This is a genomic window from Cerasicoccus sp. TK19100 (genome assembly GCF_027257155.1).
Classification (GTDB): Bacteria; Verrucomicrobiota; Verrucomicrobiia; order Opitutales; family Cerasicoccaceae; genus Cerasicoccus; species Cerasicoccus fimbriatus.
Window position 1 is genome coordinate 437,923 of the sequence record NZ_JAPWDU010000005.1, and the last position, 12,386, is coordinate 450,308.

Annotated in this window: 10 protein-coding genes; 3 read left to right on the forward strand and 7 right to left on the reverse strand. The window is 54.8% G+C overall.

All coding sequences use genetic code 11. The features are described from left to right. The first annotated feature begins 9 nt into the window (after window positions 1-9). Window positions 10-1,572 (forward strand): sialate O-acetylesterase, encoded by a 1,563-nt coding sequence (locus tag O3S85_RS14315; protein ID WP_269541201.1) that lies wholly within the window; start codon window positions 10-12, stop codon window positions 1,570-1,572. A 156-nt stretch (window positions 1,573-1,728) separates the two neighbouring features. Here O3S85_RS14315 and O3S85_RS14320 read toward each other — a convergent pair whose 3' ends face one another. From O3S85_RS14320 to O3S85_RS14345, 6 genes are all read right to left on the reverse strand, one after another. Continuing rightward, window positions 1,729-2,493: a hypothetical protein gene (locus O3S85_RS14320; protein ID WP_269541202.1), complete on the reverse strand. Its 765-nt coding sequence runs from the start codon at window positions 2,491-2,493 to the stop codon at window positions 1,729-1,731. Window positions 2,494-2,526: 33 nt separating this feature from the next. Beyond that, window positions 2,527-7,074, reverse strand: a complete 4,548-nt coding sequence (locus O3S85_RS14325) for a hypothetical protein (RefSeq protein WP_269541203.1) — start codon at window positions 7,072-7,074, stop codon at window positions 2,527-2,529. 188 nt (window positions 7,075-7,262) lie between these two features. Further along, window positions 7,263-8,006 carry an alpha/beta hydrolase family protein gene (locus O3S85_RS14330; protein WP_269541205.1) on the reverse strand — a complete coding sequence of 248 codons (744 nt, stop codon included), beginning with the start codon at window positions 8,004-8,006 and terminating at the stop codon, window positions 7,263-7,265. Between the two features lie 3 nt (window positions 8,007-8,009). Further along, entirely contained in the window at window positions 8,010-8,897 is an 888-nt protein-coding gene (locus O3S85_RS14335; protein WP_269541206.1) for an NAD(P)-dependent oxidoreductase, read from the reverse strand. A gap of 33 nt (window positions 8,898-8,930) precedes the next feature. Continuing rightward, window positions 8,931-9,779, reverse strand: a complete 849-nt coding sequence (locus tag O3S85_RS14340) for a hypothetical protein (protein WP_269541208.1) — start codon at window positions 9,777-9,779, stop codon at window positions 8,931-8,933. Window positions 9,780-9,926: 147 nt separating this feature from the next. After that, complete coding sequence (locus tag O3S85_RS14345; protein WP_269541211.1) at window positions 9,927-10,664, reverse strand: VC0807 family protein; 738 nt, start codon at window positions 10,662-10,664, stop codon at window positions 9,927-9,929. Between the two features lie 85 nt (window positions 10,665-10,749). On the opposite strand from O3S85_RS14345, the gene O3S85_RS14350 reads away from it, so the two are divergent. Both O3S85_RS14350 and O3S85_RS14355 read left to right on the forward strand, forming a co-directional pair. Next, on the forward strand, window positions 10,750-11,409 hold the full coding sequence (locus O3S85_RS14350; protein ID WP_269541213.1) for a phosphopantothenoylcysteine decarboxylase domain-containing protein: 660 nt from the start codon (window positions 10,750-10,752) through the stop codon (window positions 11,407-11,409). Window positions 11,410-11,415: 6 nt separating this feature from the next. Beyond that, window positions 11,416-11,961, forward strand: coding sequence for a GNAT family N-acetyltransferase (locus O3S85_RS14355; RefSeq protein WP_269541214.1), 546 nt, complete (start codon window positions 11,416-11,418; stop codon window positions 11,959-11,961). Between the two features lie 3 nt (window positions 11,962-11,964). Here O3S85_RS14355 and O3S85_RS14360 read toward each other — a convergent pair whose 3' ends face one another. Then, window positions 11,965-12,363, reverse strand: a complete 399-nt coding sequence (locus O3S85_RS14360; RefSeq protein ID WP_269541217.1) for a tellurite resistance TerB family protein — start codon at window positions 12,361-12,363, stop codon at window positions 11,965-11,967. Window positions 12,364-12,386 lie beyond the last annotated feature (23 nt).

The following is a 12,386-nucleotide window of genomic DNA, read 5'->3' on the forward strand; positions in this document are numbered from 1 at the left end:
ATATCCCTCATGAAAGTATCAGCCCTCACAACCCTCTCCTTGTTATCATTAATGCCCGTGCTGTCGGCCGATGTGTCGATGCCGAACCTGTTTAGCGACCACATGGTGCTTCAGCGCGAATTAGCCGACCCCGTTTGGGGTAACGCCGATCCGGGTGAGAAAGTCACCGTCAGCTTCAACGGCCAAACGCTGGAAACCGTTGCCGACGGCGATGGCAAATGGCGCGTGGAGTTGGCCCCGATGGAAGCCGGAGGTCCGTTCGACATGACGATCAAAGGCAACAACGAGGTGGTCATCAAAGACATCCTGATTGGCGAGGTCTGGGTCTGCTCTGGCCAGTCGAATATGCAGTGGTCCGTGAACCAGAGCAACGATGCCGAGCTGGAAAAAGCATCAGCCAATTTTCCCAACATCCGCCTGCTGAATGTCCCGCGCAAAGGCACGCAAGAGCCACAGGAGGATCAGGAGGGCACATGGGAGGTTTGCTCGCCGGAAACGGTCGGTGGCTTTTCGGCCGTGGGTTACTTCTTTGGCCGTCGTTTGAATCAGACACTCGATGTGCCGGTGGGCTTGATCCACAATGCCTGGGGCGGCTCGTCAGCCGAAGCATGGGTGCCGCGCGAATTGTTGGATCAATACGATCAGCACAGTAACCACACCAAGTATTGGGAGGAGAAGGCCAGCGAGCACTCGGATGAAATTCAGAAGCAGAACGTGGAGAAATACCATGCGGAGCGCGCTGAGTGGGAAGCCAATGGTAAGAAGGGGCGGTCACCACGTTGGCCGGGTGACCCACGTTACAACCAGCACCGCACTGGAAATATTTACAACGGCGGCGTCTTCCCACTCCTGAGTTACGGTATTCGCGGCATGATCTGGTATCAGGGTGAAAGCAATGCCGCACGCCATGAGACTTACGAGGAATTGATCAACATCATGGTCACCAATTTCCGTGAGCAGTGGGGGCAGGGCGATTTCCCATTTTACTTCGTGCAGCTCGCAGACTACCTAGCTGAGCAGGATAACCCCGGCGACAGCAATTGGGCACGCCTGCGTGAGGCGCAGACCAAGACTGTAGAGTCGCTGGCAAATTCCGGCCAAGCGGTAATCATTGACGTTGGCGAAGGCCGCGACATCCACCCGCGCGACAAGCAGACCGTGGCGAACCGCCTGGTGCTGTGGGCGCTGGCGAACGACTATGGCTACGACATCCACTACCGCAGCCCCGAATTTGCCGAGATGGAGGTAATCGAGGTCGATGGCGCAGAGGACACTAAGACGCCGCCGAAGGCTGCGCTGCTGACCTTTGACTATGTATCCGATGCCGGTCTTTACAGCTTCGACAAAAATGAAATCGATGGATTCGCCATCGCGGGTGAAGACCAGCAGTGGGTATGGGCCGATGCCGAGATCATCGGCAAAAACCAGGTCCGCGTCTGGAGTGATGAAGTTGCCGAACCGGTGGCGGTGCGCTACGGCTGGGCAATGAACCCAGTGGTCAATCTTCAGGATCGTAATGGTCTGCCGGTCACACCGTTTCGCACGGACGACTGGCCGACGCTGGAGAAATAGTAACGACTTTTATTGATCGCCAGGCGCGGTAGTGCATCTAGCCTGCCGCGTTCCTGTGGTCGTTCACATTTAGCAAGGCTTGGTAATCGAATTACCAAGCCTTTATGTTTCTATTGCCAAGGCTTGCCTGTTGTCAGGCTCGCCGCTGGGCAGAGATCAATTGCTATTCTCGGGGACCCTTGTAATCGCGCTCATCATGTAAGGGCGCCAGTATTTTTCTCTGCGACCGCTACCGTCATTTTCCTTTTCATCCATTTGGTAGGAAACGACCATAAGCGCGCGCGAATTCGGGGTGATGAATTTATACAATTTCACCGGAGTATATTGTAAGAACTTGCCCCCTTCATTCATTGCATAGGAAAGGCGAAAGCGGAAGTTGTTCTCACCCACTTCAGGCGACGTTTTGTCATCCCCCGGAGAAAGGGAATATGTCTTATCGTTGACCAAGGCGATAATGTCATTGTCGGTCAGATTGATAAAACGAACCGTTTGAGCTGGATGTTTACCCGCTGAGTCTTCCACTACCTGGTATTTCAGGCCACCATTCTCATCGGCATAAAAGAATAAATACGCAGACCCGGCCTTCGATGAATAGGGGAACGTGATGATTCTACTCATCTTCGTCACGCCTTCGATAACCTGCTTACGATACAGGCTGAATCCTCCGCCGTCTAACTGAACTTTTTGCTGGGCACCTGGCCGGTTCTTGCTAACCGATAGTTTTTTGAACTGATTATAGCCGTCCAAATAATACATTTCGGGAAGCTCGTGGTTGAAAAATAAAATTGGCTGCAAGCGAACGGTGGGCAACTCTTTCTCTGGCCGCGTCATTTCTTCAGGAACGATGTCCTGGGCCCAAACTGAAAGGCAGCAGACTGAGTAAAGCAGGAAGGTTGCAAAGAGCGTTCGGAGAGATTCCATAAAGGTCATATTCGGATTCGGTATTGAAAGGGGTTAGATCTGTTCATCGGTTAACCAGCGAAATCCAACAATCTTGAATTTACGCCCGAAATCATCATCAGGCTCCCAGTCTCCATCTGCGTCGTGGACCGGATCGGGAAGTCTTTGCACGAGTGCTTCTAGCCAGCAGGTTGCAATGACTTCTCCGGTTAGTTGATTCTTCGCTTCGCCATATGACCGGATCTTAAATGTGTCACCCCGTGCAGTAAGCTTCGAGCCAATCATCGACAGAATGTCAGCTTGGCTGATGAAGCCCGGTGAATGCGAGAAGTAATGGCCTTGTTCCCCAGCCGGCGCTCCGGCCATGTGCTCTGTGTCCAGAAACCAGCGTAGTGCACCATACTGGGTAAAAGCAGTGCCATTTGATTCGTTATACTTACCCGTCGAAGAATCAAAAGCTTTCTCAGGGAGGGCTCGATACACCCAGTCCAAGCCGTTTTCGGTATTCCCCTGGTCAGTCTCGACGCCGTCGATGTAGTTATGACCGCCATTGATGCCGGACAGGTTAATCGCGCGCTGCAGGGCACCGTTGATACCAGTCAGCCCAGGCCATGGGTCGTAGGTGTTTGGCATAAATCCGTTGGTACCAGCGCCATTAGCAGATGAGTCTGATTGAGTGCGCGCGACCATGTAAGCGCTGCCAGTGCGGTTAAAGCCATCTGGCTCGACTAAACGGCGATTCACGAAATCAGACAAACTCATGAAGGGACCTCGAAAACGAATTTCATCAACAATGCGCTCGGCCAGTGCCTCGATCATGGGATCGCTCAAGTAACGGAAGCCTCCCAAAATACGTATGTAGTCACGCTCGGAATTTACGGCACCAAACGTTGATAAGTCTGGGTTTTCGGGATCGAAATGAACAGGACCCGCCAATGGGGTCGTTGAGTGGGCCACGGGTGACGTATCCGCTGGATTTGTCATGTTGCCTAGATTGTCATACGCGCTATCTTGGCCTTCAAGCGTTAGGCCACGGAAGGCCGTTAGGAATGCCTTCCATGCATCGACCGAGGTCGTATTCACATTGAAGCTTCCCAAGTTATATAAGTAGCGAGCGGCGCCATCGAAATCTCGGACTCTGTCTTCTGTGACCAGGATATCATCCCGGAATTTATAAGTGCTATGTGGTAGCGATTCGAGTCCACTTATTTCGGCTGATATGTCGCCAGTTTGCGGGATGGAAGAGAGGAAGTAGCTATCCCACAGGGCATCGTTCATCAAATATGATAAATCGACCATGGTGTTTGCCGGGACATCGATCTCGCGATCAGTTCCGAGGTATTTGGTGAAGCCACCATGGTTATTTACTCCACTGACCCATTCGCCTTTGTTGTTGGAGCCACCCTTATCATCCCAAATGGTTCGATGAATGCCGGTGATAGAGCTGCGGCTTACGTATGGGGATGCTTCGGAATTTCCAATGACGAATGACGGCTGCCAGAAGTAGGGTGCAATGTTTGCCTGGGCGAGCTGGGCGATGGAGAGCACATCATCCGGATTTCGGTTCACCGCGCGCAATGGCATAATCGAGTGGGCTTTGTATTTACCACCGGGCTGGAATTTATTCTCAATCAGGCTAAATGCGCGCGCTCTGCCTGAAGAGTTGTCGGAAATTTCATCGTCCCACGGCGGCATGCTGCCATAAGGACTGTTGGCACCGCCTACGCTCCTCATATCCGGTCCGTAGCCTCCGCTATGAATGGAAACTGCCTGGAAAACAGTGGGGCGTTCAAAACCGTCTTCGTTGTTGCTGCCAAACTGGCCGCGAGAGAACTCGATGTCTGAATTGACCTGCAACTGCTTCGCCGAAAGGTTATAGATGCCAAAAGCGCGATAGAAGTTCGATAGGGATCCTTTGCCATCGTTATTCCACTTCGCATCCTGGGCAATGGGTTCCATCTTGAAGATGGCCGCTGCGACGATGGGCGAATTTGGGTTATTCGGGTTATCCATGTCTGCGGCGTTCGAGCCAATGGATGGATCATTAATTGCGCCGGGGATGGAAGTCGCTGCGAGTTGATCTTCATAGGACTCATTGATAAGGACACCAATCCCATAGTCGTGATATAGCCATCGCCAGAAGTAGGGATAGCTTTCGATGGCTTCAGTCACGTTGCCGCTAGTCGCCGGATAGGTGGCAACGTCGACAGTGTCCTTCGTATCGCCATCTGCATTCAAGTCGGTATTGAGTGTGCCCTCACTCGCCCTTGGCCGCCCTCCGTGTATTGAAAAATGACCTCGAATGCCGCCAAGTGTCATGGAGCCATACTCTGACTCCGCAAGGATGAGTTCATCGTCGGCAAGCATGCTAAAAACGAAGTTGGCATTGCTGCCCTTGACGAAGGTATTTCTGGCTTCACCGGATAAGCTACCCGTGAGGAGGTCTTGATGGATTTTCATCCGCTCGTCGGGACCCGTTGCGGGGCCATTGATGGTAAACAAATCAATGGTGGCCTGGCCATCAGGTCCCGTGCTGAGAAATTCGTTTTCCAGATCGATTTGAATCGGGTTATCCGAAATGTCCAAATTTTGGTCAGCGACGGGGGTGAATATCAAATGCTCTCCGGCCTCAAAGCTTGTGGTAAAAACAAATTCCAGGGCAACGGGCTCATTGTCTTCATCCAGGGGAAACGGGGTGTACATATAGGTGGGCACATTATCGATGTAGTCGTATGTCAGTGCCAGCGGAGTCAGGGGATCGTTGTCGTGGTCATTCAGCGTGACGCCCTGTATTCTCTGATTATCCTTGGACAGGAATTGGTTTGCGTCCAGATCCTGAGGATTGAGCGATCGAATGAAAAATGCCTCCCGAAAGCGCAAGTAGTTCGGCTCCTTATCATCTGTTTCGTTAATGACAGCGCCTTTGGGGGGTAATGCACCGTGGTAGTCTGCTGAAGTCGCCGGGATGTATAATGTAAAACCGTCCGTGTTGTCTTCCGGATTAGCATCCAGATCGATGAAATCATCATGCTTGTAGGGCTCAGTCGCTCCTGCTTTGACTTTTAGCTTTGTCGCCACACGAACGTTGTCCATGACATAGCGCGTCTTCAGTTGCACGCGGTATGTCGCCGCCTCTAGTGGCGCATCGAATTGATTCCACAGCACCAGGATTGGTAATACGTGGAGCTTCACCGTCGCGCCGCTTCTGGAAAAGCCGTAGAATAATCGAAATTGCATCAACATCGGGCGAGTGTCCGCAGTCACTTGGACTGGATCACTGGAGTTGTCCGATACATTGTTTACCCATTCTTTTAACTGTCCCCACTGCGGGATGTTCAAGTCACTTGCTGGAAACCCGCCATCGCTGGCACCAATACGGCTGTCATTTTCGTAGAGAGTAGGATCGGCGATCGGGTCGTTATCATTCAGTCCATTTCCGGTCTGAAAATAATGAGTCAGGTCCTTTTTAAGCCCGCCTCTAGCTGAATCGGTAAAGATACCAATGGAGTTGGTGGAGATCGAATGGAATTGCCGCTTCAATGAATCAGAAATGTTCTTTTGAGTGCTGGAATCCGGCGAGATGAGCGGCAACTGAAAGAGTGAGGCCATCGTGTCAAACTGGTCGTCATGCACATCCCACGGGGTATCATCGAATGCGGTGTCGAAATAGCTCATTCCCTCTAAGCCGCTGCGCTGGGGCGAAATTAAACGTCGCACATATTCTTCACCACCGGGAGTTGCACCGGAAAACTGATCCCGGAGTGTCACGTTGATCTTCTGACTTTCATCACTCACGAAATAGGCGTATGCGCCCGACGCTACGCCATTGGCATCATATATTCCCACCTTGGGAACCTTGACGATGCCACTTAAACCATCTGCTGCCATGCCTCCGTTGGGTGAGGTGTCATTGGGGTCTGGTACGCTTTGGGTGTCTACAATCGTCACCGTTTCGCTTACGCCGCTTAGATTGACTGGCGTTACCAGCTTACGGTTTTCATCATCAAATCCGCTCACCAGCCAGACGGGTTGGTGTTCATCCAGGACACGGTCGCGAATATGATATCCGGAATCCGTGACGGTATCGCTGTCAGTTCCGTTGTATCGGATGCTGGTATCCCAAACGCCAACCCAGCGAGGTTGGAGGTCGGGATTGTTATTCCATTCGGCATTAATTGAATCCACGAACACTTTGCGTTCGTTCTGCGTCATGTAAGTGGGATTTTGGTAGTGATAGGTGTCGCGCGAAAGATCCACCGCATCCTTCATTTTAGAGCGCAGGTGCTCCTTGAAGTCTGACCAGACGGCGGTATCCAGATCCACGTTATCCGGGTCGGAGTAGTAGACATCGGCGGTGGCGGTGGCTCGTTGGTCCGGACCCGCATGCTTTTGCAATTGGCCAAGTGCGACCTGCATCCCGAACATTGCGTTCTGACGAGCTCTTTCCACTCCAATTTGATGACTAGTCGTCGAGAGCTCCACCTGGACCATGGTCGACAGGCTGACGGTGAGCAGGACCATCAGCGCCATCAGACTTAGGGCAATGATTAGCGCAAAGCCTGGTCGGCGACCCGGGGTATGGTGTTTCCGTGGTTTTTTCATGGGGCAAGCGTTTGACTAAGCGTCGATTATCAATCACTAGTGTGATTTAGTCGAGTTAATTCATCTTGCCGCCTTTAGACTAGGCTAACCAGCTAATATCGGATCACCCACCGCGATAACACCATTAATTCCGATTTTTGGACAGCTTAATCGCGGATAAGTGTATTTCGCGATTTGTTGGGCTCTGATTATTTTACTACTTCGCGCAGCCAACTGGCCACGGATTTAGTCGCTAGTTGCTTGTGTGCCGGTTCGTTGAAACTGTGGTCGGCACCGTCGATGAAAACTGCTTTCACAGCGTTGCCCTTCGCTGCGACGATGGACTCCGTGTCACGGTGCAGGACAACGTCGTCCGCCGTCCCATGCAAAAGCAGCCAAGGGGCCGATACCTGCTGAGCTTGCGGCAGGACGCTGACCACCGTTTCGCACAAATCCTGCATGTAGGCGGATGAGAGCGGGCAGTCTTCATCCTCCCACATCAATCCCTCATCGGGAGTCTCTTCGCCGAACTCGGTTTCGGCAAATGCCTTGGTGTCGACCATACCCGCGAGAGAGACCAATGCCTTGATGCGATCATCCTTTGCGGCCTGGATGACGCCGACAGCGCCACCCATGCTGTGCCCGACATAACATATGTTTGCGTAGCTGCCGGAGACGGCGTCTAGGACACTCGTTAGGTCGCCAACTTCCTTGGTGATCGTGGCGTCGCGGAAGTCTCCCTCCGAGGTGCCGTTGCCGGCAAAGGAAAAGGCGAGGGTATCGAAGCCAGCTTCGTTCAACGCGGTAGCGGTGTCGGCGATGACGGGGCGCTCGCGGTTACCGGTGACGCCGTGGCCCAGCACGACGATCCAGCCGGCAACTTTCTCACCTTGGCCGGCCGTGAACAGATAGTCCAACTGCTCGCCAGCAGAATTCTTGATCGTTTCGTTCATGGGTTAACCTAAGGCGCGGCCCTTGAACGTCAATTCGGCGATGCCGGATTTATCCAGCTCACCAAGGCCCATTTCGGTCATCTTGGTGTATTGATCGAGCGTGGCCTTGGCCAGCGGGGCAGCGATGCCGTTTGCCTCGGCCAGAGCGAGCGCAATGCCGGAGTCCTTCGCGGCGTGCGCGGCGGAAAAGAAGCAGTCGTGGTCGCGCTTAATCATGTCCTCAGAGTCGGTTTCGAGAACGCGTGAGTTAGCGCCGGTTTGGCTGAAGACATTGCAGAGCATTTCGAGGTCGAGCCCGAGCGCCTGGCCGATGCCCAGGCCTTCGGCGAGGGCGGCGGTGTTAATGTTCATGACCATGTTGACGAGCGCCTTGACCTCGGAGGCCTTGCCCGCCGGGCCGACGTAGTGTAGCGCCTTGCTGATGTCGTCGAGCAGCGGCTTGTTGGCGTTGAAGAGGGCCTCATCGCCACCGATCATGAGGAACAGCTCGCCGTTGCGCGCCTGCGGAATGGAGGAGGCCATGCAGGCTTCCAGGCACTGTGCGCCGACATGCTGCGCGGCGTTGGCCAGCTTTTGCTGCACGGCGGGTGTCAGCGTGGCGCAGTTGATAAAGACCTTGCCCTTGGCGTTGGTGAAGAGGTTGTCTTCGCCGTAGAAAATCGCGTCCATCGCGGCGTCGTTGGTGACGACGGTGATGATGATGTCCGACCCGGCGGTAACGTCGGCCAGTTTAGCCGAGGCATTCGCGCCGACTTCTTCGCTGATTTCGCGCGCGACATCGGCATTGATGTCAAAGACTTCGGCTACGTTGTAGCCTTTGTCGTTGAGGCAGCGGGCCATGTTGCCGCCCATGCGGCCGAGGCCGACGAATCCGATTTTCTTGTCCTTCATAATGGGGAATTAATTGGTGATGCGTTTTATAACCTAAGTATTAAGGCACTCATTCCAAATTTTGCGAATGTCATTGCCCAAAACAATGGAGTCTTCCCAGCTGTCGGGGAAGCAACTGAGGCCGTAGCCGATTTTGGGGCCCAGCTCGGGGCAGACCCACAGCTCGCCGCGTGGTTGCGGGCCGGCCAGCCAATGCGCGAAGGCCTGCTTGATGAACGGGCGCATGTCCTCGTATTCCGGCGAAAAATTGCCCTGGCCATCGGTGACGGGAACTTGGCAGTGGTGGCCGTTAAACGGACGCATGTGCCAGAGCGTCGATTGCTGGAAAAGCGGCACGTTCTCAAACAGACGTTCGATGTAGTTGTGCGGGCCAAGGTGCTTGACGGAGGCCGGATGCGAGAAGTCGAAATTGATCTTTGGGTAAACGCCCTTGATCGCCTTGTAGCCCTCGGCGATGGCGTAGGCCTTTTCCGGGGTCTCGGTGCAGGTGTCGCGGTGCATCTCCAGATGGACATCCGCGCCGAGGCGTTCGGCGGTTTCCATGAGGGCAATGGTTAGCTGGATCGCGTCCTCAATCGGCGTGTCGTGGTTGCCTAGTTGGACGTTGATTGGGCCATCGTCGATGGCGAGGCCGGCCGCGATCTTGGGCTCGAATTCCTCCACACGGGTGCAGTCAAAGGCTGCCGCGAAGCGCAGGCCATGTTGGTTGAGCGATGCCTGGAGACCGGGGATGTCCGACGGGCAGGTGAAGGCCTCAAAACCGGCCTTGGCGACGGCGTCCATGCGCTCCTCGGCCGACCAGGGCTCGCCGTCGGCGTTTAGCTGGTTCCACATGGTCCAGTGGTTGATAACAATGACGAGATTCGGGGCGGTATCAGGCATGGGAAATGGATATGCCTCTCCGCTGACCTTATGCAAAGATAAAGTGCGCCTTATCCGTCTAAAGATACCTTGGCAATCGTTTGCTAAAAACGTTCAGCGCTGTGTTGAGCCACTGGAACTTAATCCATTACGGTAATGTAACCGCGCTTACTTGACGTCGTTTTCTTCGGCTTTGTCTTTGGGCTGCTCGGCACCGTGCATGACCTCCTCGACCTTGAGGCCAGTCAGTTTTTCGATGCCTTTGAAGAGCTTCCACATCGCGTAGAGGGTGATGGGGAGGGTGCAGGCACCGATCACGACAATGCTCATCCAATACTGGGTGCCTACTTCTGCATTGTAGGCGGCTTGGTCGATGCGTGGATCGGTTTTTACCACGATGCGCGTGAGGAAGAAGTTCAGCGCTGCGCTGATCAAAAACGATGCCGCAATGATCCATGTGCAGCCAAGCATCAGCTTCTGCATTGCGGTCTTTTTCTCGGTGGTGTCGAGGCGGTTTTCGATCTTCTCAATGTCGAAGATTTCCGGGTTGTAGAGCAGCGCGTGGATGAGCGGATTCTTCGTTTTCGTGGAGACGACTACGGCCACACCGATCAGGAGAGGCATCAGGGTTTCCTTGATGGCAAAGACCATCGGGTTGAGCTTCATCAGGCTAATGCCGCCGGTTAGCAGCACGCCGACCGCGCCCAGGATCGAGACCAGGTTGGCCTTTTTGCGCCTCTGGTAGTCGAAGATGAAATAGCCCACCGGGAAGACCAGTGCCAGCACCATGATCAGGGCCGGGTCCAGCGAAGGCAGCCACTTGCTCCCCTTGTTGAGGATCAACACGGGCAGAATCAGGTTGAAGCCAATGTTGGCCAGAAGGTTTTCGCGCTGTGGCTGCGGCATGCGGAGGGTGATCGCCCCGACAAGCAACGTAGTCAATCCTCAAATAGGCATTGCCAAGCGGCGAAGGGCGTCAATCGTGAGTGGCATGAGTGACGCGCGGCCCATTCGATGCCTGATTACTGCTGGTCCCACGCGGGAGTGGCTCGACCCGGTGCGCTTCATTACCAACCCCTCCAGCGGCAAAATGGGTTACGCAATCGCGGAAGCCGCGCGCGCCCTTGGTTGGACGGTGGAGCTGGTCAGTGGCCCCGTGGCGTTGGCAGCACCCGAAGACGTCGAGCTGGAAAAGGTCGTGACCGGCGAGGAGATGTTGGCCGCGGTGCAGCGTCGTTTTCCAAAGTGCGATGTATTGATCAAGACTGCCGCCGTTTGCGACATGCGCCCCAAGCAGGCCGCCGCGCACAAGGTGAAGAAAGACGCCATTAGCTGGACCGTTGAGTTCGAACCGACGCCGGATATTTTAAAGACCGTTGCCGCGACCAAGCAACCGGGCCAAGTGGTGGTCGGCTTTGCGGCAGAGACGCAGGACGTGGAAAACTACGCGCGTAAAAAGCTGGCCGCGAAGAACCTCGATTTTATCTGCGCGAACTCCGTCGCCGCCGGCGGTGCTTTTGAATCCGACCACAACGAAATCGCGCTCATCGGAAAAGACGGCTCGCTGGTGCGAATCGGTCCGGCGAGCAAGACCGATGTCGCCCGTGAGTTGATTGCTCAACTGGCACCTCATCTTGCAACTCGTGCTTAATTTACCATGCCAGAAATCACGCCCCATGCCCCCGAAACGCTGACCGACGAACAGAGGCTTGCCATCGCGCATCTCCTCAAGCGCGTTTGGCCAGAGAATGTTGGCGAACCTCGTGAAATGGTTGAGCGCCTGCGTGGCTCGGACCCGCTCAAGCCGGATTGGACGATCTACGTGATCTGGCAGGGCGAACGGGCCGTAGCGTCGGCGCAGACCTTTGCGCGTAAGGTGAGCATCGATGGGGAGGAGCGCATAGTGCTGGCCTTGGCTGGCGTTTGTGTGGACCCCGATCTGCGTGGTAGTGGCATGGGCGCGGATATTGTGCGGCTGGCCTTGGCTCCGGTCGACGACGGGCGCTACGAGCTATCCCTCTATCAAACGGGGGTGCCGGACTTCTATTGCCGCCTGGGCGCTTGCACGGTGGGCAATGTATTCGTCAACTCCCACGCGGAGGAGCCGGAGCAAAATCCATGGTGGAATGACCATGTGATCGTTTATCCCGCTAGCGCTAAGTGGCCCGCGGGCAAAGTCGACCTTCTGGGGCCGGGCTACTAAAAACTACGAGGCCAGGCGCTGAATCATCTTCAGCATTTCTTGGTAAACGGCGGTCTCGTCACCGTTGATGATGCTGACCATTTGCTGGACGGCGGCTTCTTCCTCGGGGGCGATTTCGCCATCGGAAATAAAGAGCTGATTGATGGCCTGGATGGCAAAGCGGCGGTCCTTTTGGTCGGCGATCAGCAGGCGCATGTCGCGCAACATGCGAATGCGCTCGGCTTCGTAGATCGGGCGCTCCAGCAGGGGGGTAAGCTGCTCCCAGGCGTCATCATCGATACCGGGCATGCGCGTAATGAAGTCGCGCAGGAAACGGTCTTCCTCGGGCTGTACGACGCCGTCCACCCAAGCTGCGGCAATGAGGACTTTGGCGACCGCGAAGGAAAGTTCTTTTTTGATCATAGGGTTGGGAAATAGGTTGAGAA